Annotated in this window: 18 protein-coding genes and 2 tRNA genes; 6 read left to right on the top strand and 14 right to left on the bottom strand. The window is 39.8% G+C overall.

The window, feature by feature from the left end; translation table 11 throughout:
• Nucleotides 1-409: 409 nt before the first annotated feature.
• Nucleotides 410-1,024, top strand: coding sequence for an SH3 domain-containing protein (locus AACZ73_RS22045; protein WP_339881091.1), 615 nt, complete (start codon nucleotides 410-412; stop codon nucleotides 1,022-1,024).
• 65 nt (nucleotides 1,025-1,089) lie between these two features.
• Nucleotides 1,090-3,648: a M1 family aminopeptidase gene (locus tag AACZ73_RS22040; protein WP_339881089.1), complete on the top strand. Its 2,559-nt coding sequence runs from the start codon at nucleotides 1,090-1,092 to the stop codon at nucleotides 3,646-3,648.
• Here AACZ73_RS22040 and AACZ73_RS22035 read toward each other — a convergent pair whose 3' ends face one another.
• The 7 genes from AACZ73_RS22035 to AACZ73_RS22005 all read right to left on the bottom strand — a co-directional run bounded on the left by AACZ73_RS22035 (nucleotide 3,649) and on the right by AACZ73_RS22005 (nucleotide 10,791).
• Nucleotides 3,649-4,269 carry an LON peptidase substrate-binding domain-containing protein gene (locus AACZ73_RS22035; RefSeq protein ID WP_339881087.1) on the bottom strand — a complete coding sequence of 207 codons (621 nt, stop codon included), beginning with the start codon at nucleotides 4,267-4,269 and terminating at the stop codon, nucleotides 3,649-3,651.
• Nucleotides 4,270-4,380: 111 nt separating this feature from the next.
• The gene (gene gap / locus AACZ73_RS22030) at nucleotides 4,381-5,385 is read right to left on the bottom strand and encodes a type I glyceraldehyde-3-phosphate dehydrogenase (RefSeq protein WP_339881085.1); all 1,005 of its coding nucleotides are present in this window, start codon (nucleotides 5,383-5,385) and stop codon (nucleotides 4,381-4,383) included.
• Nucleotides 5,386-5,853: 468 nt separating this feature from the next.
• Nucleotides 5,854-8,085 (bottom strand): NADP-dependent isocitrate dehydrogenase, encoded by a 2,232-nt coding sequence (locus tag AACZ73_RS22025; protein WP_339881083.1) that lies wholly within the window; start codon nucleotides 8,083-8,085, stop codon nucleotides 5,854-5,856.
• 189 nt (nucleotides 8,086-8,274) lie between these two features.
• The gene (locus AACZ73_RS22020; RefSeq protein WP_339881081.1) at nucleotides 8,275-9,072 is read right to left on the bottom strand and encodes an amidohydrolase; all 798 of its coding nucleotides are present in this window, start codon (nucleotides 9,070-9,072) and stop codon (nucleotides 8,275-8,277) included.
• Nucleotides 9,069-9,623 carry a peptide deformylase gene (def, locus tag AACZ73_RS22015; protein ID WP_339881079.1) on the bottom strand — a complete coding sequence of 185 codons (555 nt, stop codon included), beginning with the start codon at nucleotides 9,621-9,623 and terminating at the stop codon, nucleotides 9,069-9,071. Before def ends, AACZ73_RS22020 begins: the two co-directional genes overlap by 4 nt.
• Nucleotides 9,620-10,033, bottom strand: a complete 414-nt coding sequence (ruvX, locus tag AACZ73_RS22010; RefSeq protein ID WP_339881077.1) for a Holliday junction resolvase RuvX — start codon at nucleotides 10,031-10,033, stop codon at nucleotides 9,620-9,622. Before ruvX ends, def begins: the two co-directional genes overlap by 4 nt.
• On the bottom strand, nucleotides 10,033-10,791 hold the full coding sequence (locus tag AACZ73_RS22005; RefSeq protein WP_339881093.1) for a hemerythrin HHE cation-binding protein: 759 nt from the start codon (nucleotides 10,789-10,791) through the stop codon (nucleotides 10,033-10,035). The genes ruvX and AACZ73_RS22005 overlap by 1 nt, the downstream gene beginning before the upstream one ends.
• Nucleotides 10,792-10,960: 169 nt before the next feature.
• On the opposite strand from AACZ73_RS22005, the gene AACZ73_RS22000 reads away from it, so the two are divergent.
• A complete protein-coding gene (locus AACZ73_RS22000) occupies nucleotides 10,961-12,613 on the top strand; it encodes a S41 family peptidase (RefSeq protein WP_339881076.1) in 1,653 nt (550 codons plus the stop codon).
• 140 nt (nucleotides 12,614-12,753) lie between these two features.
• Nucleotides 12,754-13,185: a VOC family protein gene (locus AACZ73_RS21995; protein WP_339881075.1), complete on the top strand. Its 432-nt coding sequence runs from the start codon at nucleotides 12,754-12,756 to the stop codon at nucleotides 13,183-13,185.
• A 65-nt stretch (nucleotides 13,186-13,250) separates the two neighbouring features.
• Here the strand turns inward: AACZ73_RS21995 and AACZ73_RS21990 are convergent, their stop codons facing one another.
• Nucleotides 13,251-15,212 carry a M1 family metallopeptidase gene (locus AACZ73_RS21990; RefSeq protein ID WP_339881074.1) on the bottom strand — a complete coding sequence of 654 codons (1,962 nt, stop codon included), beginning with the start codon at nucleotides 15,210-15,212 and terminating at the stop codon, nucleotides 13,251-13,253.
• A gap of 157 nt (nucleotides 15,213-15,369) precedes the next feature.
• Here AACZ73_RS21990 and AACZ73_RS21985 point away from each other — a divergent pair, with 157 nt between their 5' ends.
• Nucleotides 15,370-17,196, top strand: coding sequence for a TonB-dependent receptor (locus AACZ73_RS21985; protein WP_339881072.1), 1,827 nt, complete (start codon nucleotides 15,370-15,372; stop codon nucleotides 17,194-17,196).
• Between the two features lie 98 nt (nucleotides 17,197-17,294).
• Here the strand turns inward: AACZ73_RS21985 and AACZ73_RS21980 are convergent.
• The 5 genes from AACZ73_RS21980 to AACZ73_RS21960 form a co-directional block, all read right to left on the bottom strand.
• Nucleotides 17,295-17,369 (bottom strand) — tRNA-Val (locus tag AACZ73_RS21980).
• 41 nt (nucleotides 17,370-17,410) lie between these two features.
• A tRNA-Val gene (locus AACZ73_RS21975) sits at nucleotides 17,411-17,485 on the bottom strand.
• A gap of 250 nt (nucleotides 17,486-17,735) precedes the next feature.
• Complete coding sequence (locus AACZ73_RS21970; RefSeq protein ID WP_339881070.1) at nucleotides 17,736-18,563, bottom strand: glycosyltransferase; 828 nt, start codon at nucleotides 18,561-18,563, stop codon at nucleotides 17,736-17,738.
• Between the two features lie 123 nt (nucleotides 18,564-18,686).
• Nucleotides 18,687-20,231, bottom strand: coding sequence for an aldehyde dehydrogenase family protein (locus AACZ73_RS21965; RefSeq protein WP_339881068.1), 1,545 nt, complete (start codon nucleotides 20,229-20,231; stop codon nucleotides 18,687-18,689).
• A 67-nt stretch (nucleotides 20,232-20,298) separates the two neighbouring features.
• Nucleotides 20,299-21,324, bottom strand: coding sequence for a DUF4421 family protein (locus AACZ73_RS21960; protein WP_339881066.1), 1,026 nt, complete (start codon nucleotides 21,322-21,324; stop codon nucleotides 20,299-20,301).
• A 457-nt stretch (nucleotides 21,325-21,781) separates the two neighbouring features.
• Here AACZ73_RS21960 and AACZ73_RS21955 point away from each other — a divergent pair, with 457 nt between their 5' ends.
• Nucleotides 21,782-22,576, top strand: coding sequence for a glycosyltransferase family A protein (locus AACZ73_RS21955; RefSeq protein WP_339881064.1), 795 nt, complete (start codon nucleotides 21,782-21,784; stop codon nucleotides 22,574-22,576).
• Here AACZ73_RS21955 and AACZ73_RS21950 read toward each other — a convergent pair whose 3' ends face one another.
• A complete protein-coding gene (locus AACZ73_RS21950) occupies nucleotides 22,577-23,287 on the bottom strand; it encodes a glycosyltransferase (RefSeq protein WP_339881062.1) in 711 nt (236 codons plus the stop codon).
• Nucleotides 23,288-23,302: the final 15 nt, after the last annotated feature.

Below are 23,302 nucleotides of genomic sequence, written 5' to 3'. Positions count from 1 at the left end.
AGGACCCATACATTAAAAGTGTATTGCTCTACCAGCTGAGCTACGGAATCGGTACTTTATATTATTTCTAGTGAATCATTATTCACTGTTTTATTTCTTTTTTGACTCAAATCTAGGACCCTCCCGACAAAATCGGGATGCTTTACCAGCTGAGCTATGGAATCATATTACTCTGAATATTTTCAGAAAATTTAACCATCAGATGGTCACTTAAAACCTTTCAAATTGACTCCCTAGCCTTGCTTTTTGCCAGATCATTGCCGTAATTGGACTGCAAAAATAAGGGGACAAATTTTAAATGCCAAACGTGAAATCAATCTTTCTCGCAAAACTTTTGATATTTTTATCGATATCTCTACAAAGCTTTCATTGTCAAGCAGATGTAAATGATCTAAAAAAAGCAGATTCTTTGTTTAATACGAGAAGCTACAAGGAAGCAATGGAAATCTATGATTCTAATTACAAATCCGGTATTTATTCACCAGCAATGTTGCTGAAAATGGCTTTCATTTCCGAAGGTATTGGTGACAATGAAAGGGCTACACTTTATCTCAGCAAATACTACGATTTGGATCCTAATCCACAAGCCATAACTAAGATCAAAAGCCTAACCGGACAGAGTTCTTTGGTAGGGTATGAAGTGAGCGATGGCGAACGATTTATGATATTTCTTACAGAATACCAGGAATACATAGTGGGAATCTTAGTGTTTTTTCTCGTGCTGTCCATTTTTACAAGCTGGATTACAGGGAGAAAATCGGAGAAAACCCAAACTTTCTGGCCAACACTCCTCCTGCTCGCGTTGGTCTTTATCGCAAACAATTTTCTAACCGGGTCACGAACAGCCCTTGTCACAAGTAGTCCAACCTTTATTGTTAGTAAACCCTCCGCAGGTGGTGAATTAATAGATATGGTGGAACCAGGACATCGTGTGCACATCAAATCAAGCAAAGACATCTGGTACGAGGTAGACTGGAAAGACAAGAGCGCCTATATCAAAAAATCAGATGTAACCCGGATGTAAACCCATCTTCGTACGCTGATGGAATTCAACTTGCTAATCTTCCAAAAGATGTTGATTGTTGAAGCATGAAAAACCTCCTGCTGCTTTTTGGTATTGCCTTGCTATTCTCTTCCTGTGAAAAACCTGTGTCAGACGCACATTTCTATGACTCCGGAATCTCATCTGAGTTAGCCCAATTCCGAAAACAGCAAGTATCGGACATTCATTACAACTTGACTTTTGAAATTCCTGCGGAAAAGTCGGCCTCAATTCCATCTAGTTTGATATTGAAAGTTGAAATCTCTGATCTTTCACATCCATTGATTTTAGATTTTCATGAGGAATCTTCACATCTGCTTTCTCTCGAGGTAAATGGAAAGAAAACAGAGATCGATCATAGAGACCAGCATTTGGTTATCCCTAAGGAATCACTGACAAAAGGAAGTAATTCTATCGCAATAGAATTTAAAGCAGGTGAGCTATCGCTCAATAGAAATGACGACTTCCTTTATACCCTATTAGTTCCAGACCGAGCCAGCACGCTTTTTCCGTGTTTTGATCAGCCAAATTTAAAGGCAAACTACTCGCTGACGATTACTGCTCCCAAAGACTGGAAAGTCTTGGCAGGAGCGCCAGAAACAGCTTCTGAGGAAAATGGTGAGTTCGTCACTCATCGCTTTTCCAAATCAGATTTGATGAGCACATATCTGTTTTCCTTTGTGGCGGGCAAATTTGAAGAGGCAAGGTCAGATTCTGACTTTCCACAAACTATGCTTTACCGCGAAACCAATCCTGAAAAAATAGAAGCCAGCATTCCCGAGCTCTTTACTTTACATCAAAAAGCAAAGGAATTCTTAGAAGCATATACCGCCTACCCTTTCCCATTTCAGAAGCTTGATTTTGCCACTATTCCTATTTTTCAATATGGCGGAATGGAGCATGTTGGGGCAATTCAATACCGGGAGTCCTCACTTTTCTTGGATGAAACTGCTACTGACTCGGAGCTTTTGAGCCGGGCAAAATTGATAGGCCATGAGACTGCTCACATGTGGTTTGGTGATTTGGTGACGATGGATTGGTTTGAGGATGTTTGGATGAAGGAAGTTTTTGCAAACTTCGTGGCTGGCAAACTTGTCAACCCCACCTACCCTAACATCAATCACGAGCTTTCATTTCTAACCAACCACTATCCTTCTGCCTATGGAGAAGACCGTACGAAAGGAACCAATCCGATTAAGCAAAAATTAGCCAACCTGAAGGACGCTGGCTCACTTTATGGAAGCATTATCTATGACAAGGCTCCGATCATGATGCGACAGCTGGAAACGGCTATGGGAGAAGCTGCCTTTCAGAAAGGCATCCAGAAATACATCAAAACTTACGCAAATGGAAATGCCGATTGGAATGAGCTAGTGGAAATTCTGGATGAAAACACAGAAATGGATCTTCAGCAATGGAGTGAAGTCTGGGTAAATCAATCCGGAAGACCTATCCTTTCTGATAAAATCGAGCTCGCAAATGATGGAACAATCAGTTCTTTTGTAATTACACAAAACGCAGAGGATGGTTCAGACAAAATCTGGCCTCAGCTTTTTGATATCACCTTTTTTTACCCTGAGGAGAGTAAAACCTTTTCGGTTTCTATGGTGGAAAAAACTCTGGATTTGAAAGAAGCTAGAGGTGCAAAACAACCTTCAGCTATTCTTTACAATAGCAATGGTTTAGGTTATGGGGTTTTTCCTTTGGATCAGGCATCTCTGTCAAACATCCCTACGCTCACAGATGAAGTGATGCGCGGACAATCCTACATCAACTTATTTGAGAACATACTTTCAGGGAACATCGAGCCAATGTTGGCTTTTGAGACTTTTCAAAAGGGAATTGAACTTGAAGAAAATGAAATACTTTCAAGATTGATTTCTGGAGAACTCAGCCCTATTTTCTGGAAATACCTTAATGATAATCAGCGGGCACAAGTCCTTCCAGGTTTGGAAAGCCAACTTTGGAGTCAATTGCAAAAGGACCTTAGTACCAATCTAAAGAAAACTATCTTCTCACTTTATAGTGGGATCGCTTATTCATCGATTGGTCAGGATCGATTGTATTCAGTTTGGAAGAAAGAAGTTGAGATCAAAGACCTGAAACTCAACCCAGACAATTTCACCAGTTTGGCTATGAACTTAGCGCTTTATGGTCACCCAAAAGCAAATGAAATTTTAACTGAAGAACGATCCAGAATCAGCAATCCAGATAAACTTGACCGCTTTGATTTTCTTCTCCCAGCTTTATCACAAAATGTATCTGAAAGAGACACTTTCTTTGAATCATTTAAAGAAGCTGACAATCGGGAAAAAGAATCCTGGGTATTATCAGCTTGTGGCTTTATTCACCATCCGCTGAATCAGAGTTCAGCAATCAAGCACCTTCCGCTCGCTTTGGACTTATTGGAAGACATTCAGAAGACTGGAGACATCTTTTTCCCAAAGAGATGGATGTCGGTTACTGCTGGGCAATACACCTCGTCTGAGGCTGCTAAAATCGTCTCGGAATTTTTACATAAAAACCCAGACTACAACCCAATCCTGAAAAGCAAAATTTTGCAGGCTACAGATGATTTGATGCGAGCTCAAGAAATAAAGCAGTAATTAGAAATCTAATGGATCAAGGTGCTTAAAATGTCCATTTTGTTTGATTTTCTCTTTGGCTTGCTCAGCCGCTTTTAGAGCCGGTATGATTCTTTTGAGATGGTTGATGAGGAATTCCGTTCTTTTTTCTTCAGACGGGAGTTTGATAAGTTCTAATTCCTCTTCCAGTTTGAGACCTATTTTATGAGAAAAAGAAAATGAATCTATGTCTGCAGGATTAAAGCTCACATCGTAATGCAGTAAATGAAGCATTTCCCTGAGGTAGAAAATATACTCATGATGCAAAAAGTCCGGGACCCTGAGATCATCTTCCAGCCACTCGATAGCACCTGCGGCATATCCTTTATTAGGTGAAGGATTGTCAAAGGTTGCAATTTTAAAACCACGCTGACCTACTGTTTTAATATCCATTCTACCGTCTTCATACCTGATATGAATTTCATCCAACTTCACCTCAGTGCCATATCCGGAAAGCTGATCAATGAAAGTACAAACTCCAAAAGTCAAACCACCTTCCTCTACATCTTTGATCAGCTCTTTATATCTAGGCTCAAATATGTGAAGGTTCAGTTCTTCTCCTGGAAATACTACCAGTTTCAATGGAAAAAAAGGAAGGATCATAGAAGTGCTTTTTTAATACAACGTGATTAGCCCCATTTTTTGTTTTCCCCGATAATGAAAAAAGCCGATCCTAGGATCGGCTTTCATATAAATTTCGAGAATCAATTTTCCTTATTTGCTTGCAATGAAGCTTACCAAGTCGATTACTTTATTAGAGTAACCCCACTCGTTGTCATACCAAGAAACCACTTTCAAGAACGTATCAGAAAGCTGGATACCAGCGCCTGCATCGAAGATAGAAGTTCTAGGATCTCCAAGGAAATCATTTGAAACCACATCGTCTTCAGTGTAACCAAGAACACCTTTCATAGTAGTCTCAGAAACTTCTTTCATTTTAGCACAAACCTCAGCGTAAGTAGCTGGCTTTTTCAATCTAACTGTCAAATCAACAACAGAAACATCAGGAGTAGGAACTCTAAATGCCATACCAGTCAATTTACCGTTAAGTTCAGGAATTACTTTACCTACCGCCTTAGCAGCTCCAGTAGATGAAGGGATGATGTTTTGACCAGCGCCACGTCCACCTCTCCAGTCCTTCGCAGAAGGCCCGTCAACAGTTTTCTGAGTAGCAGTAGTCGCGTGAACTGTAGTCATCAAGCCTTCCTCGATTCCCCAGTTATCATTCAATACTTTGGCGATTGGAGCCAAGCAGTTTGTAGTACAAGAAGCGTTAGACACAAATACCATGTCAGAAGTGTAAGAATCTTCGTTTACACCCATTACGAACATCGGTGTATCATCTTTAGATGGAGCAGACATTACTACTTTCTTTGCACCTGCATCGATGTGACCCTGAGCAGTTTCTTTAGTCAAGAAAATACCAGTAGATTCGATTACATAATCAGCTCCTACTTCACCCCACTTAAGGTTAGCTGGGCTTTTTTCAGAAGTAACACGGATGCTATTTCCATTTACTATTAATGCGCCGTCTTTTACTTCTACGGTACCTTTAAAGTTACCGTGAGTAGAGTCATACTTAAGCATATAAGCCATGTAGTCTACATCGATCAAATCGTTGATCGCTACTACTTGGATATCTTCTCTTTCTTGTGCAACTCTGAACGCCAAACGTCCGATTCTTCCGAATCCGTTAATTCCAACTTTAATCTTGCTCATATTTATTTTGATTTGAGTATAGGTTTGATTCCTAAAATCCCTTTAGCGGGTATGCCACTTTTGGCTAAAAATCCCTGAGGGATGGCTAAGTTATTACATTTATTTGGCTAGCCCAAACTATCTGTACTACCACATGAAATCTTCCCACTCTCAATCGATTTCATAGAAAAATAGTTTCTGAAAATTTTAAAAAAAATGATTTAGACCCTTTCATATAGTTTCTAAAACAAAAGTTAAGATCCATTACTTACTTAAAAACATCAATTCAAATTAAAGAAATCTATCATTCAAAAGTATGAGTTTGCCTGAGTCTAATGGTTAGGAAAGTTTGGCTGAGTCTTTTTCTATCTCATAAATCAAGGTTATTACGCTTAATCTGTTATCGGTTTCCTTAAAGATATGAGCCTACAGAAAACCAAAAAAGCCACCCGATTCCTCGGGTGGCCTCATCTATTTTACAAGTCAATCTTATACTAAGGTTACCAAAATATCATTTAAGGTTGCGCTTGGTCTCATCGCTTGAGAAGCTAGCCCCGCATCTGGCCTGAAATAGCCACCGATAGTTAGAGGAGTGCCTTGAGAACCATTCAGCTCATCAACTATAATAGCTTCTTTTGCTTCGAGAGCCTGAGCCAATGGAGTGAATTTCGCTTTCAATTCAGTATCCTTGTTTTGCGCAGCAAGTGCCTGAGCCCAATATAGAGCCAAGTAAAAATGGCTTCCTCTATTATCCAGTTTACCAACTACACGGGCTGGAGACTTATCATTTTCCAAGAATTTGCCGGTAGCAAGGTCCAAAGTCTCACCTAGCAGCAAAGCCTTATCATTATGGAACGTCCTGCCCAAATGCTCAAGTGAAACCGCCAAAGCAAGGAATTCACCAAGAGAATCCCATCGTAAGTGACCTTCAGTCACAAATTGCTCTACGTGCTTAGGCGCAGATCCACCGGCTCCTGTTTCGAACAATCCTCCACCATTCATTAATGGAACGATCGAAAGCATTTTCGCAGAAGTACCCAGTTCCAAAATCGGAAATAAATCTGTCAAGTAATCTCTCAAAACATTCCCGGTTACAGAAATAGTATCCAAACCTTCTTTGATTCTAGCCAAGGAGAGTTTGGTTGCTTCGACAGGTGAAAGTATAGAAATCTCACAACCAGTTTGATCGTGGTCTAATAAGTATTTGTTTACTTTTTTAATCAACTCAGCATCATGCGCTCTATTTGGATCTAACCAGAAGATAGCTGGTGTATTAGAAAGTTTTGCTCTGGTCACGGCAAGCTTCACCCAGTCCTGAATCGGCGCATCTTTAGTCTGGCACATTCTCCAAATATCTCCAGCTTCCACTGCATGGGAGAAAATTTCGTTCCCGTTCTGATCTACCACTTTCACCGTCCCAGCATAAGGTACCTCGAAAGTTTTATCGTGCGAACCATATTCCTCAGCTTTTTGTGCCATCAAACCTACGTTTGGTACAGAGCCCATCGTAGAAGGGTCGAATGCGCCATGAGCTTTGCAGAAGTTGATCGTAGCTTCATAAACTCCGGCATAAGATCTATCTGGTATGATAGCCTTTGTATCCTGAAGCTTGCCCTCCTTATTCCACATCTGACCGGAAGTTCTGATCATCGCTGGCATAGAGGCATCGATAATCACATCACTTGGTACGTGAAGGTTAGTGATTCCTTTATCAGAATTCACCATCGCCAAGTCCGGGCTATCGGCAAGACATGCTGCGATATCCGCTTCAACTTCAGTTCTTTTAGGAATGGAAAGTTTGTCCAGATTAGAGATCAAATCCCCAAATCCATTATTTACATCTATTCCCACTTCATTAAAGGTAGCTATATGCTTTGCAAAAACGGGCTCAAAAAATACTTTCACTGCATGTCCAAAGATGATAGGATCAGAAACCTTCATCATCGTAGCTTTCATGTGAATGGAGAAAAGTACACCTTGCTGTTTTGCTTCAGCTTTGGCTTTTCGAAGAAATGCAGTCAACGCCGAAATGCTCATCGTTGAAGCATCAATCACTTCTCCAGCTTGGAGTTTCAAGCCAGATTTAAGAATTTCCTTTTTACCATCTTCTCCGTGGAGTTCAATAGAAACTACAGTTTCGTCCGCCATGGTGTGCGATTTTTCACTTCCGTAAAAATCACCTTCAGTCATACTATCCACATGGGATTTGGAATCTGCAGACCATTTACCCATGGAATGTGGATGCTTTCTAGCGTAAGCTTTCACCGCTTGGGGAGCTCTTCGATCAGAGTTACCTTCACGGAGAACCGGGTTTACAGCAGAACCTTTGACTTTATCATATTTGGACTTGATGGTCTTTTCTTCTTCAGTTTTTGGCTCCTCCGGATATTCAGGAAGAGCATATCCTTGCGCTTGAAGTTCCTTGATTGCAGACTTAAGCTGTGGAACAGATGCAGAGATATTTGGCAGTTTTACGATGTTGGCTTCCGGGGTTTTTGCGATATCTCCAAGTTCTGCAAGGGTATCTGGAAGCTGCTGCTCAGGAGTCAAATACTCCGGGAAATTGGAAATAATTCTACCTGAAAGCGAAATATCACGGGTTTCCACTGATACACCAGCGGACTTAGTGAATGCTTCTACTATTGGTAATAGGGAATACGTGGCCAAAGCTGGTGCTTCGTCAGTCAGCGTATAAAGGATTTTTGGAGTTTGGTTACTCATGGTTTTAGTAATTCAAAAAGGCTTGATTTACCTCGGATCTACGATCGACCACTTCTTGGTCATTCCATTTAGCGTTTAAAATGGTTTGTAAAAAGAGAAACAGAGGCTTAAAATATGGGGGCTAAAATACGGAAAATATCCTTGTTTCAAATTCCGCTCGCGTAAAGTACTCTACCTTTCAATAAAGGGTTACTTGATCAAAAAATTATCCGAATCCATCCAAGCAGGAAACTTCTCCCGATAAGAATCCAGTGCTTCCGCCTCTAATTCAAAAACAGTGATTGTTTCCTTCTCCCCAAGAAACTCCAGTTGATTTCCTTTAAAGTCGTAAACAGCAGAATGCCCATTATACTGCACTCCATTTCCATCTGCTTCTACCCGATTTACTCCTATAGAAAAGGATAAATTTTCAATAGCCCGAGCAGGCAAAAGAGCATCCCAAGCTGAAATTCGGGCAGCAGGCCAGGAAGCCACATAAAAAATCAGATCGTATGCTAATTTTCCTTCCAGCATTTTGTTTCTGGAGAAAACTGGAAACCGCAAATCGTAGCACACCTGCGGACAAATTTTCCAACCATTCAATTCAAAAATAGGTAATCTATCGCCGGCTGAAAAAGACTGGTCTTCATCTGCCATCCGAAATAGGTGTCTCTTATCGTAATACTGGATCATTCCATCAGGGCTAACCCACAGTAATCGATTGTAATATTTACCATCCACTTGAATGATCGCACTTCCGGCAAGTGTAGCATTCTTTTGGGAAGCCATCTGCCTCATCCATTTGCAGACGTTAAGATTCATCGGCTCTGCCAACTCAGCTGCATCCATGCTGAAACCAGTTGGAAACATTTCCGGCAAAATAATCAAATCCACTCCATTTGGGATTTCCCACATTTTCTCTTCCAGCATCGCCAGATTTGCGACTTTATCTTTCCAATAAAGATTAGTCTGTACCAGCGCTATTTTGAGTTGGGGAGATTTGATCATTTCAGTGGGTAAATCATTCGGTAATCAGTGGATACTTTGCCTTTACTTACATCGATGAGCTTGGATTTCACCAAGCGCTTCTTGAGACCTTTCAGGTAATCTATAAAAAGCACTCCTTCGAGGTGATCATATTCATGCTGAATTACACGAGCTGTCATTCCAGAGAACTCTTCTTCTTTCAGATTCCAGTTTTCATCGTAGTATTCGATGGTCAGCGTCTCAGGTCGGGTGATCTCCGCTCGTACTTCCGGGATACTTAGGCATCCTTCTTCGAAACTGTAATCGTCACCGTATTCATCCAGAATTATTGGATTGATAAAGGCACGGCGTATACCAACTTCCTCAGCATCTTCGTCAAGCATCAAAGAACTATCGATGACAAAAAGGCTAATTCCCTGGTTAATTTGTGGTGCAGCCAGACCTACCCCGCTGGCGTTGTCCATTGTGGCAAACATATTCTTGATCAGCTCATCGAGCTCGGTTCCTTCGGTAATCTCCTCAGCTTCTTTTTTAAGGATTGGATTGCCGTAAGCAACTATAGGATAAATCATTGTCTCTCTAAATAGGATTGTAGGATAATCGCCGCACTCACCTTGTCTAGGTTTCCGGCTTTTTCTTTTCTGTCTTTCTTTTTACTTCCCATGGAAATCATGCTTTGCAAGGCCATCTTGGAAGTGAACCGCTCATCGACGAGTTCTATTTTTTTATCGGGAAAAGCCTTCGAAAGCCTGTCCTTCATGGTAATCACTTTTGGGGTCATCTCATTGGCCTGGCCATTAAGGCGGGTGGGATAACCCAAAACCAAGGTGTCCACATCTTCTTTTCCGCAGTAAATTTTCAGATAATCTAGCAACGTGGAAGTCTCAATGGTTTCCAAAGGATTAGCCAACAATTTTAAGGTATCAGTAACAGCCAGTCCGGTTCTTTTAGTTCCCAGGTCAATTGCGAGTATTCTGGGCATCAGTTTTTCCTGGTTATCTTTTTGAATTGGCGCAATGCCTCTCGTTCTAGTTCGACTGCTTTGGGAAAAAGAAGTTCATCTTCAATTTTTGCGTGGATTCTAAGTTCCTGTTCAAAGTTCTGTAATTCGTGGTAAAGAACTTTCATAGTCAAGGGGGCATCCGCATCCAGAGAGTAATCTGCAGTCAATTTTCTGATACCTTCCATTTCATCGTCATGAATCTCATGTTGATCTGCTAACATATGGATAGGATCTCTCTGTAAAATGGTGATGGCATCTGTCAAAGAAAATCTGTTTTCCTCTATATCCTGAAGTAATTCTATTCTTTTAAACAAGCGACTTTCTTCTTCATGTATGTGATGTATAAAATCCTCTACAAAAAGTGGAAACATAATACGCAGATCAGCCATTAGGCTAACGTATTGTGGCTCAGGAGTGATTCCTGAGATAATATTTGATAGAAATGGAAGCTCCTGTCTTACGAAGTAGTAATGCTTTTTCTTAAGATAAGCCACCAAAATTTCAATAGGATTTAAATACAATTCCTCAGTAGTTGGCTCCTTCCTTTGAGCCCAGGATTCCAGCTCTATGATCAGCTGGCTGGAGTGGACTTTATGCTTTTTGCAAACCACTTCAAGGGATTCGGTAGGATATTGATAAAAGCTGATTCCGAAATAATGGAGCACGGAAGCAAAGACGTAGTTTTCAGAAACTAAATCACCTAGAAGTGCCTTTTCAAAATCGCCAAAAGATCTCATCATGCAAAAATAATTTTTTTTAACAGAAAAAAGGGGAATAAATTGAGCCATTATACCTTCCCCCCGTATAAACATTTGTTAGCTTTATCAAAAGAGTATTCGAAAAGAAAGCATTTTTGGGTAATTTACACTAACAATAAAAAGATATAACCAACTGAAAGAGAAAGCTGTGAGCGAGACAAAAAACACTAAATCCCAAATCAGACTACCAATTATTTTGGCGCTAGCCATATCAGCAGGAATCTGGATCGGGGCCACTTTTGCTGAGCCAAAAGGGAATCAAAATGATCTAAGAGCGGCACTATACAAGCTGCAGGAAATAATGACCTATGTCAACAGAGACTATGTGGACAGTGTCAATACCAACGAATTGGTGGAATATGGCATCAATAAAATGCTAGAACACCTGGATCCACACTCAAGCTATATTCCTGCAAAAGATGCTTCAATAGTTCAATCTCAACTTGATGGAGAATTTGATGGTATAGGAGTGGAATTCGGCATTATCAGAGATACGATCTATGTAGTGGCCCCACTTACAGGAGGTCCCTCTGAAGCACTTGGAATCCAATCCGGCGATCAAATAATCAGTGTCGATGGAGAAAATATGGCTGGTATCGGGGTTACTAACCGTGATGTATTTGAAAAACTACGAGGTCCAAAGGGATCTGTGGTAGTGGTGGACATGAAGCGGAAAAACCAAAAAGAACTTATCGAGTATAAAATCACCCGTGACAAAATTCCACAATACAGCATTATTGCTTCCTACATGGTCAACGATGAAATTGGATATGTCAAAGTAACCCGTTTTGCGGCGACCACTTACGAGGAGTTTAAAGAATCCGTCACTGATCTGAAAAGCAAGGGGATGAAAAAATTAGTGATTGATCTTCAAGGTAATCCAGGCGGATACATGGGAGCGGCAATTAATATGGCTGATGAGCTTTTGGGCGAAAAAGCATTGATCGTCTCTCAAGAGGGTAAAGTAGAGCAATACAACCAAAAGGCGTATGCATTCAAACCGGGAATGTTTGAAGAGGGATCTGTAATTATACTCGTGAATGAGGGTTCTGCTTCAGCTTCTGAAATTCTTGCCGGCGCAATCCAAGATAACGACCGAGGCTTGATCGTAGGAAGAAGATCATTTGGAAAAGGTCTAGTGCAAATGCCAATCGACTTAAATGACGGTGCTGAATTAAGATTGACTATCGCAAGATATTTTACACCTTCTGGCAGATCCATCCAAAAGCCTTACGGAGCTAATTACGAAGCGTATGAAAGAGACTGGGTTGAGCGATACGAACATGGAGAATTCTTCTCTGCAGACAGCGTGAAATTTAACGACAGTTTAAAGTATGAAACCGTAAAAGGAAGGACTGTTTATGGAGGAGGAGGAATCATGCCTGATTACTTTGTGCCTTTGGATACGACGATGTCTTCTTCTTACGTGAATAAATTATTCAACTCTGACTCTGCACGTGAATTTGTGCTTGATTTCGCAAATGAAAATAAATCCAAGTTTGAAAACATGACCTTGGATCAATATTACACCGACTACCAAGTGAGTGACGCGATGCTAAATGAATTGGTAGAATATGGTAAGAAAAACAAAGTTGACTTTGATGCCAAAGATTTCAATAAGTCTAAAGAATATCTGAAGATCCTGGTGAAAGCACACTTGGGTAGACAAATCTATGATGATAACGCTTTCTATAAAGTGGTGAATGACATCAATGAAGTTTATCTGCAAGCCATCAAATTATTTGATGAAGCAGAGAAGCTGGCTTTGGCTACAGACTTGCACAAAGAGGCGCAAGAATAGGAAGATGATTATTTAAAATTTTCAGGAAAGCATCCGCTATGGCGGGTGCTTTCTTCTTTTATATCAAAATTTATTTTCAATCCACCCTCAAATAAGCTAACATTAGGGCTTACAAAATCACACTACAGATCCAAAGGCCTATGAAAGTTTTATTCACATTTTTATTAGTAGGAATTACCATGAGCACGTTTGCCCAAATCAAAGTAAATCACATCGCAGTTCATGTCAGTAATCTTGGTTCCAGCAAGGAGTTTTACCAGAAAATAGTTGGCTTGGAAGAGATCGAAGAACCTTTCAAAGATGGAGTCCATGCTTGGTACGATATCGGAGGAGGAGCTGCGCTACATATTATCGAAGCGCCAAATACCCCAACCCAAATATCCAAAGTAAATCACTTGTGCTTCAGCATGAAGGATATGGATGCTTTTATCAAAACACTTGAGGATTCAAATTATCCTTTTGAAAGTTGGGTTGGAGAGAAGGGAAAGATAACCGTAAGAGTAGATGGAATTCGCCAGATTTACATTCAGGATCCTGACGGGCTTTGGCTGGAAATCAACGATGATTATTGAATTTGATAGTTTCACAAAAAAATCAAAACAAAAAACCCGGATGAAATTCCGGGTTTTTTTATTGGTTATTTATCCTCGTACAAAGCTTGAGGCCAGCTATCGTTTCCAAGGTTCACGTCTGGAAGAAGCTTATCAGGATCAATAACTACTGACTTCACTTTCTTTTCAGTTTTCAACAAATAATTCCAAGTATCTCCTCTTTCCCAAATTTCTACAGGAAGCATTTTGCGTTCAGTAGTACCATCTTCAAACGCTATTTCCATCAATACTGGCATCGGCATATCTCCTTTGTTTGCTAGCACAACCACATAATTGCCAGCATAAGGAATGACAGCATTTACGCCCAAGTCAATATTACCCGTTCCGTAAAACCATCCTTGCCAAAACCAAGAAAGGTTTTCTCCACCTACATTTTCAATATGATTAAAGAAATCTGTAGGCTGTGGATGCTTATATGCCCAAGTCTTGATGTATGATTTGAACGCATTATCGAATCTCTCACGTCCTAAAATATATTCACGTAGCATCAACAGTCCCATTGCAGGCTTATTATACGCTAGCATTCCCAAATTACTAATATTCACAACATCCGGATAAGTATCTATCCCCTCTCTTGTCTCGCTCGTGAAGAAATTTGCATATCTACGAGTTTCATTCAGATTTGAAGGATATTCGCCATCATTGAAGGCCATAGTGCTGTAATGATTAATGAAAGTATTAAACCCTTCGTCCATCCAAGCATAGCGACGCTCGTTGGTACCCACAATCATTGGGAACCAGTTGTGACCAAATTCATGGTCAGTCACACCCCAAAGGTCTTCACCTTTTGAATTATAGCTACAGAAGTTTAAGCCTGGATATTCCATCCCGTTTATATCGGCTGCAACATTTGTCGCAGTAGCATAAGGGAATTCAAACCATTTCTCAGAATAATATTCAATAGAGGCTTTGCTATATTCTGTAGATCTAGACCAAGCTTCTTGTCCATCTGATTCTTTTGGATAAACGGATTGTGCCAATATTTTCTTTCCACTAGGAAGATTGATTTTTGCAGCATCCCAAATAAACGCTTTGGAAGTAGCAAAAGCCACATCACGGCTATTTTGGATGGCAAAGTGCCAAGTCACAGTTCCTTCTTGCTTCGGTCTTGTCAATTCAGTATTCCCAAGCTCCTCGGCAGTAATCATCATTACGGTACTATCGCTATCTTTTGCTTTAGCATAGCGAGTTTGAAGTTCTTTGCTCAAGACTTCTTTAGGATTCAAAAGCTCTCCAGAACCTACTACGATGTGGTCATAAGGCACAGTCACTTTATAATCAAAATCACCATACTCTAGGTAAAATTCTCCAGCTCCCAAGTAAGGTTCCACGTTCCAACCTTCTATATCATCGAATACTGCAACTTTAGGATACCACTGAGCGAAAGCATAGATCCAACCGTCTTCCACTTCAAGTCTTCCCATTCTATCCATTCCTTCTACTGGAACTTTGAAAGAGAAGTCCATAGAGACAGTAGCTGTTCCACCTTTTGCTGGTATTGGCTCATTAAACCAAACTTGCATTCTAGTATCAGAATCAATGTACTTGGATGAAACGGATCCTTTCGAACCAACTTTAGCCTGAAGATTAGTCACCTCAAAACCGCCATCCATATCTCCATTATATCTATTACCCTGAATCGGGGTGGTCAACGTACCACGGGAATCCTCTTTAAATCTATTTTGCTCCATCTGCATCCAGATGAAATCGAGCGATTCAGGACTATTATTGGTGTAAGTAAGCGTAATATTTCCTGAAAGAGTATGAGTGGAATCATCCAATGCGACTGCAATCTGGTAATCAGCTTTGTTTTGCCAGTATCCTAGATTGGGCTTACCTGAAGCAGATCTTGTATAAGTACCTTTTCGGTTGATGAATTCTCCAAATTGTTCCTGGTTGTTCTCTTTTACTTCTTGAGCAAAAGAATTGCTGATTCCTGCGAGCATAGCCCCGGCAAAAAGCAGCTTAACTATAATTTTCCTGCGCATATCAATTGTTTGATTTAGTTTCAAAAGTAAGAATTGCTCTTCTAACCTCCTTTATATTTTACATGAGATTCGCCTCTGTAATGAATTTTTAGAAATATTCCATTATTGGAAAAAGGATATTTTCAGTCGACTTTTGGGTACTATTTACGATCAAACCATGCAAAAACTAGTACTCCTTGTGTCTTCATTAGCATTTTGTTTCAGCGTAAATGCCCAAACAGACACCACCACCCAGAATTTGGGAGAAGTTTTGATCCAGGAAAACAGGATCCAACTTCCTTTCTCCAAACAGAGCCGAAACATCTCTCTAATCAGCAAGCGTCAGATAGAGACTGCGCCTGCCAGAAGTCTAGCAGAAGTATTATCCTTTGTACCAGGAGTGGATGTTCGGCAAAGAGGTGTCTCTGGCGTGCAATCGGATATTAGTATACGGGGAGGCTCATTTGAGCAAACTCTTATGCTTCTCAACGGCATCAAACTCAGTGATCCACAAACTGGGCATCATATGATGAACATCCCTGTGCCGTTGGTCAATATAGATAGAGTGGAAGTTTTAAAAGGGCCTGCTTCACGGGTTTTTGGTCAAAACGCCTATGCTGGTGCAATAAATGTAATTACTGAACTGAGCGATAAAAGTTATGCAAGAGTCCAAGGCTATGCAGGTGATTTTGGAATGAAAGGAATCAACTTTGCTGGCTCACTTCCGGTGGGAATCTACAAGCAAAATCTAGCTGTATCCTATGATGATTCCAATGGACATTGGTACAATTCCGACTATCAGGTAAGCAATATATTTTATGAGGGAGGATTGGACATTAATGAGAAAAATAAGCTGAAAGGCATGCTCGCCTATACAGATAGAAGCTTTGGTGCTAATGGCTTTTACTCCAGTTCCTTTCCTGACCAGTGGGAAAGTGTGCAGACTACACTTGCCTCTTTTAGTCATACACTTACATTAGACAACTTCTATCTTAACACCCGGGGATATTTCCGAAGAAATCAAGACGAATATTTACTTAAAAGGAATGAGCCTGAATTCTACCAAAACTTCCATACAACTGATGTTTACGCTCTAGAGACGAATGGAAATTTTAAAACAAAACTTGGCACAACTGGCTTTGGTGCAGAAACTAGAAAGGAAGCTATTGAGAGCACCACTCTTGGAAATCGTGACCGGGTTTTAACTGGAATCTTTTTGGAACAAATGGTAAATTTTGGGTCTAAAGTTGATTTGCGTGCCGGAGTTTATTCCAATTATTACTCTGAATACGGCGGGAAGCATTTCCCTGGCGCTGAACTTGGTTTTCAAGCTACAACTGACCTTAGGCTTTACTCTGGCTATGGGATCAGCTACCGTATCCCTACCTACAATGACCTATATTACGTTGGACCAACTAATATTGGGAATGATCAACTTGTTCCTGAGCAAGCCCAAAACTTCGAAATTGGAGCAAAATGGTCTAAATCTGGTCTATTCTCAGAACTTGTTTATTTCAACAGAAGCACAGATAACTTAATCGAATGGACCAGACCGGATGCAGATACACCTTGGCAACCACAAAATTTCAGCGAAGTTAAATTCAATGGAATTGAGGCATCACTTTATTATCGGGTAAGTCCAAATGGGAGAATCGTGCAGGTAAAAGAATTGATGATTTCATATAATTACATCAATGCAGACCTTATTAATCAGCCAGGGATCGAAACTCGCTATGCGCTGACAGCTTTGAAAAATCAATTGATCGGAGGAGTATTACTTGGAATTGGCCAAAAGCTGGAATGGAACACCAAGATAAGAAATGTGGAACGCATGAATCAGGATCCTTATTTCCTTCTGGATATGCGGGTGGACTTCAATAGAACCGGTAAAATCGGGTTCTTTGCAGAAGCATCCAATATTACCAATACAGACTACATGGAAGCCGGAACAGTACAGATGCCAGGACGTTGGTTTAGAGCTGGCTTTATGTTGAATTTGGAGTAAAGCTTTTGAGGCTTGAAATGATAAAAGACTGCTTCAAAAAAATTGAAGCAGTCTTTTTTTGAGCAAAAAAAAAATCCCGAAAATATCGGGATTGAATGTGGGAGTTGAGGGATTCGAACCCCCGACCCTCTGCTTGTAAGGCAGATGCTCTGAACCAGCTGAGCTAAACTCCCAAGAATTATGTCCACTCTTACTAGAGTAATAGTGTAAGGTGTGGGAGTTGAGGGATTCGAACCCCCGACCCTCTGCTTGTAAGGCAGATGCTCTGAACCAACTGAGCTAAACTCCCATCTTTGTGTCCCTTTCCGTTCGTAAGGGAATGCAAAGGTAATTTCTATTTTCTCTTAAGCAAATAGATTTGTCAACAACATCAGTAATTTATTGAAAATGAGACGGAATATTTATTAAATATTTTCCCAATTAATTTACTCATCAAAATCTATCAAACTCAAAATCTATATTCATTAGGAAAAAGGTGAGTTATTGACCTTGTACTAAATTAGTTCACGTGACATTTTTTCGAATATTCTCTTCATAATCTATTTCTTTTTAAGTCCATCTTTACAGACAAATCTTTGAACTTTTTGATTTCTCTTCATGATTTCCAGATTTTCCTCCTGCTCTATCCAACATTCTTTATGGAATAAATGATACTGAACCGCTAAATTCCTCAAGGAAATCAACCGATATCCTAACCCCTCAAACCTCCATACCAAATCAATATCTTCCCCTACTGCAGGCTTTTTATATTCCTCATTAAACCCATTTATTGCGTCAATCGCTGACCTATGAAATGACATATTGCAGCCTTTCAAATTTCTCATTTTCCTCATCTTAGGAATGAATCCCAAAATACCTGTAGGTTCTATAAAAATACCCTCCTCTAGAAATTGGCCCCCGTTTCTGGAAATTTCCCGAAATTTCTTAATTATGACATGATTCATTTTACCTATTGGAATCTTACCCTCAATTAGGTCTAAAGATGTATTCTCGTCCAATTTTATCCTCTTTCCTCCCAGAATGGAATTTTTATCAGAAAGTTTAAAATGAAACTCCATAAACCGCGGGTGAAGTAGGCAATCTCCATCTATGAAAACGAGCCACTCAGCTTTAGCTGATTTGATTGCACGATTAAGTGCCCTGTTTTTTCTCCAGCCTAAATCTTCCTGCGTAAGATGCTGTATAGGAAAAGTGGAATTTAAATGCTGCAAATATTCCTTCATCTCCGGATTATCTCCATCTTCAGAAATTATCACCTCAAATTCCCTCCATGTCTGCAATTCGACGGACTTCATAACTTGCTCTAAAAAATGAACATCTTTATAAACAGAAATAATTAAAGACGCTTTAGGGGATTCAAGCCGCATGGTTAATTTGGTCAAAAGATATTGGTGAGTTCAAGCCAAATATAGAAGGAATACTATTTATTAATATCACCATATTAAATTCTTCATTTTTTGCTCATAGGCATTGCAAAAAACTATTTATAATCAAATGTCGAACTTAATGCCCTGTGCCAAGGGTAAAGTTGTTGAATAATTTATGGTATTCGTTTGCCTGCGCATATAAGCTTTCCAGGCATCAGAACCTGACTCACGGCCCCCTCCTGTTTCCTTTTCTCCTCCGAAAGCACCACCGATTTCTGCCCCTGAAGTACCAATATTTACGTTAGCTATTCCACAATCAGATCCTGAGACAGAAAGGAAAGCCTCTGCTTCTCTCATATCGGTAGTCATAATTGCTGAGGATAAACCTTGAGGAACTCCATTTTGTATCGCTATGGCTTCATTTATCTTTTTATATTTCATTAAATAAAGGATAGGGGCGAAAGTCTCATGTTGCACAATCTCATAATGATTTTCTGCTTCATAAACCGCTGGCTTCACATAGCAACCAGATTCATACCCTTCCCCTTCCAAAACACCGCCCTGCACTACTACCTTTCCTCCTTCGGCTTCCACTTTTTCTATGGCTACCAGATACATCTTGACAGCATCTATATCTATCACCGGACCTACGTGGTTTTTTTCGTCTAGTGGATTACCAATCACAAGCTTGCTGTAAGCTGCCGCCAACCTCGACTTTACTTCCTCATATACATTTTCATGGATTATCAATCTCCGAGTACTCGTACAGCGCTGACCAGCTGTACCCACGGCACCAAATAAAGCGCCTCGAATGGCCATGTCCATATCGGCATTTTCTGTAATGATAATTGCATTGTTACCTCCCAATTCCAATAAAGATCTTCCCAATCTTCTTCCTACCGATTCACCCACTAATTTACCCATCCGCGTGGAGCCCGTCGCTGAAATGAGTGGAAGTCTCGAATCATTGGACATAAACTCTCCTACCTTATAATCTCCATTTACCAAAGAACATATCCCTTCAGGCATTCCATGCTTTTCGAAAATTTTACCAGCTATTTTCTGACAGGCAATACCTGAAAGAGGAGCTTTTTCCGAAGGTTTCCATACACAGACATCTCCACATACCCAAGCCAAAGCAGCATTCCAGGACCATACGGCAACAGGAAAATTAAATGCTGAGATAATCCCGATAATTCCCAAAGGATGCCACTGTTCATACATCCGGTGACCGGGACGCTCGGAATGCATAGTCAAACCATATAGCTGCCTAGAAAGTCCAACTGCAAAATCACATATATCGATCATCTCCTGCACCTCTCCCAAACCTTCCTGGTAAGATTTCCCCATTTCATAGGATACTAGCTTACCCAAATCTGACTTCTTCTCCCTTAAAGCATTTCCAATTTCCCTTACGATTTCTCCCCGCTGGGGGGCAGGAACAAGTCTCCAGCTTTCAAAGGCAATTTGCGCCTGTGAGATCACATTTGCGTAAGCTTCCTTATTTGTAGACTGTACCTTTCCTATCAGTTCACCATCTGCCGGAGAAAAGGACGGAATTGAACATTCACCTGAATCAATCCAGTTGACACCAGTGGATGTTCCCAGGTTTTCAGATTGAATACCAAGACTTTTTAAGGATTCTTGAATATGGAATTGATCTGCCATTGAATTTGGGTTTGTTATGCACTCAAAACTAAAAATAAATATGGAAGGGAGTCCAACCTAGAAATCGTTAATCCTTAATCAGTATTCGTACAGGATTAATTTTATTAAATTTCTTCTTGAAGCTCTTTCCTGCGTAGATTTTATAAATAAAATTAATCCTATAGTCGCCGGTATTTACAGCTTGATGATACGGTCCACCCTTAATCAAATTTAAGTTTTTTAATATATAGCTTGTTGTGATGGCGAAACGTGGACCATTATATCCAAAAAAACCACGCAAATAATAGGTAGGGGCCCCACCCCATTTTTTATATTCCTCCTCATTCCTCCATTTAGTATACCCTAAACTCAAGTTTGCAGAAGCTACACCAGTCAAATAGAAGCTTTTCCAAAATACCAACGTCCCAGCCAATCCTGCATTAGGTCCAGCCATAAAATAACTAGCTCTGTCAAAATTGATCAATTCAGTCTCTGGACTGGAAGGCAACAGTAGAGAATCACCTCGCATATTACCGCCATATCCTTCAAAACCTATAAATGGGGAATAGGCAGATTTTTTTTGGATGGACGACTGGTTCCAAGCAGCTGCTATGGACATTTTATCGCCAAAAAATAGGTAATTCATATTTAGTCCCAAAGTAATTTGACGCAAGTCTTTCCTTAGGTAATCCTCCTCGGAGTGGATCCGATTTTCAGCTTTTATCTTATATCCATTGTAGAATTGTCCAAAGAAATCAACAATGATCTTCGGCGCATAGATATGTGACTGCAAATCCAAATTTCCCGGCCAGTTACTTTCTCTATCCGGATAAAGAAATCTCATAGGAAATGAAGCGTTGATGGTCAAATCCTGATAGGTAAAGCCAATCCCCATTTTCAACCCTGTATTAGGTATTAATGTGTATCGCTCATCTGAATCATGTGCGTGAGCAACCAGTCGTGTATATTTTTTACTAAAAAAAAGCCTGGAAGAAATGACATCTCTTGAGTTTTCCACATAGTTAGAATCGTATTGAAATTTCGGATTCTGTGAAAAGGCATGATTACAGAAGAGAAATACGATTAAGCTTATAAAAACCTTTCCTCTGATCATGTTGATGTTAGTATACACATCCCGAAAGTTCACTAAAAAATTCTCAAAAAAAAATCCGGACCGAAATCCGGATTTTCTTGAAACAGGTTGAGTCTTAAAAATGGATTGGAGTAATAATCCGAACTTGAAAAAATTAAATAATACAGAAAAGTTGTTTAATCACCTACTTAAAGGTATGAATTACAACCGTTTAAACAAACTTATATTCATTTTTCTTATTTTTTCAACACAAAATCAAAGTCTACAAAATTATACTAAGCATCTCCATTAGCTGCGAATGCAAATAATTAGCAGTTATTAAAGAATTTTAATAGTATATGTATATCCATCTCCCCGCAAAGAATCAAAAGCAATATGTATTTTTCAAATGCAAAACTGAAAAGTACTTTATGTGTATTACCTTAGGAATTTAAGTTTATAAATTAAAAGTTACCTTAGAATTGTAATTTTGGTAAGAATGGATAAAGTGAAAATGAAAGCACCACTAGTCTCTATAGTGACACCTTGTTACAATCAGGCGAAATACCTGAGGGAGACTGTTGAAAATGCGCTTCAATCATCCTACAGGCCCATTGAAATTTTAATAATAAATGATGGATCTACAGATAATTCACTTGAAGTAGCTCAAAAACTTGCTAAGGAACACTCTGAAATAAGAGTGTTGGATCAGCCAAACGGGGGAGTTTCAGTGGCTAGAAACAACGGCATCAACAATGCAAAAGGTGAAATAATTTTACCTCTGGACGGCGATGACTTGATTGCTCCCAACTATATAGAAGAAGCAGTAAAGGTCATGACTTCCAAACCCGAAGTAAGGGTTGTCTATTGCCAAGGAATTAAATTTGATCAAAAAGGACAGAAAAAATGGAATCTGAAACCGTTCAGCAGATACCAGCTTGCTAGAGATAATATGATTTTCCCGGCTACTTTTTTTTGGAAAAAGGATGCACTGGAAGTTGGTGGATTCTCTGAGGATATGACTATGGGAAGGGAAGATTGGGAGTTTTGGATTAAAATGTTAAAAAATGGAGGGGATGTTGTTCAGTTACCTTTCCTTGGATATTTCTATAGATTAACTCCTACAAGCAAGCGAAAGAAGACAGCAACACACCAAAAGAAAATTGAGAGACTCGCCTATTTAAATGCCAAGCATATGGATTTTTTCGAAAGAGAACTTAATGGCCCCTTACGCTTTCAACGAACTTGGTCAAAACCATATAATACATTAATGAAACTTTTAGGCAAACTCTGATTAGATTTTATCCATCCCCTTCCAGAATTTCAGAAAATAGTATTTCAGCGGATTGCTGTACTTCAATTGCTTCCATGGTCTACTCGCATGTGGCCTGTGCCAGACCGGCGCATTCATGAGTACATTATTTTTAAAACCCAGTTCAATTGACTTTTTGGAAATAAAAGTATCGTACCAATCTTTGGCTTCATCCAATCCCATGAAATCATAGGCTTTGAGAAAATCATTGGAAAAAAGTGTGCAGCAAAAGCTTAAACTTCTGGAAGTATCAATCACTGAATCTTTCACGCCTTTGAATTTCAGGTATGGAAAATTAACCACACCTTTTTCATCAACAGTCACAGATCCAACTAGTCCAGATTTGGGTGTTGATTTTTGAAAATTCAGCAAATCCGCAATTGTGTTTGACTTTACTACCACGTCTGATTCTATAACCAGTAAGGGCAATTGAGCTTCATTTGCCATCTTCTGGGCCATCTGAAGTACCAATTTGTAATTAGGCGAAGGATGATCTGTATGATCTTCCAGATGGATCAGTTCGTATCCTATCTCTGACTTGTATTGCTCTAAACCAGCTTTTGTCTCTTCAGTACTAAAGTCATTAAAAATGATATGCTTCACACCTACTGAGGAATCAGCAATTGCTCTTGCCGTATCTAAGGTTGTCTCTAGAGAATTCTTTACAGGAGTGATAACGATAACTTCAGCCATAGGGTAATTTTTCCC

It is taken from the genome of uncultured Algoriphagus sp., assembly GCF_963974835.1.
GTDB lineage: Bacteria > Bacteroidota > Bacteroidia > Cytophagales > Cyclobacteriaceae > Algoriphagus.
The sequence above is the reverse complement of the archived record's forward strand: the minus strand, read 5'-3'. Positions and strand labels throughout refer to the sequence as shown.